1 pseudogene is annotated in these 665 nt (G+C 78.2%); it reads left to right on the plus strand.

Annotation, left to right across the window (positions count from 1 at the left end):
* Positions 1–665, plus strand: a pseudogene (locus tag G5C51_RS42355) (serine protease); the annotation flags it as partial.

Consider the following 665-nt stretch of genomic DNA (forward strand, 5'->3'; position numbering starts at 1 on the left):
GGGGCCGAGTGGGGCGGTCCCGACGCCGACGCGGCGGCCGGGGTGGCGCGGGATGCCGGGCGGCCGCTGCTCGTTCTGCTCGACGCGCCGGAGGACATGCCGCCGGTGCTCGCGGAGGATCTCGGCGGGTGGGTCGCGGACACGGTGGCGTGGCTGCGGGAGTACGGGGCGCGGCTGGTGGTGGGGTGCCGGCCGGAGTTCTGGGAGCGGTTCGGGGCGCTCTTTCCGGCGCAGGCGCGGCATGAGCTGCCCTGCATCGAGCTCGATGACCTCGACGCCGGGGAGGCTGCCGCCCTGCGGCGGCGGTGCGGTGTGCCGGACGGCGGCATCGCCGCACGGGACGCGCGGCATCCGCTCGCGATCCGGCTCGCCGGGGAGGTGCGCGCGGCCGTGGGCGGGGAGCCGGAGGGGCGGCCGACGCGGCGGGAGATCTTCTCCGCGTATCTCGACCTGGTGTGCCTGCGGGTCGCCGAGCGGCTGGCGGAGGAGGGGCGGGCGCCCGATCAGCCGGACTGGCTGCGGCGGCTGGCCGCGCGGGTCGCCGGGCGGGTGCACGAGGCGGCCCGGCGGTGTCTGGGACCGGGGCAAGGCGCGCTGGAGCGGGAGGACTTCGAGGAGCTCTTTCCCTGGCAGACCGGGTGGGCGCGGGCCGTGCTGGGGGACTG

This window comes from Streptomyces coryli, assembly GCF_011044975.1.
Lineage (GTDB): Bacteria > Actinomycetota > Actinomycetes > Streptomycetales > Streptomycetaceae > Streptomyces > Streptomyces coryli.